The 369-nt window shown below is 50.4% G+C and carries 1 rRNA gene; it reads right to left on the bottom strand.

Annotated features, from left to right (window positions below):
* Nucleotides 1-369: ribosomal RNA gene (locus tag AC0608_RS13675) — 23S ribosomal RNA — on the bottom strand; the annotation flags it as partial.

Below are 369 nucleotides of genomic sequence, written 5' to 3' on the forward strand. Positions count from 1 at the left end.
CTTCTCCGTCCCTCCATCGCAATAACCAGAAGTACAGGAATATTAACCTGTTTTCCATCGACTACGCTTTTCAGCCTCGCCTTAGGGACCGACTAACCCTGCGTCGATTAACGTTGCGCAGGAAACCTTGGTCTTTCGGCGTGGGTGTTTTTCACACCCATTGTCGTTACTCATGTCAGCATTCGCACTTCTGATACCTCCAGCAAGCTTCTCAACTCACCTTCACAGGCTTACAGAACGCTCCTCTACCGCATCACTTACGTGATACCCGTAGCTTCGGTGTATGGTTTGAGCCCCGTTACATCTTCCGCGCAGGCCGACTCGACTAGTGAGCTATTACGCTTTCTTTAAAGGGTGGCTGCTTCTAAG

This window comes from Flavobacterium sp. GNP008 (assembly GCF_056428965.1).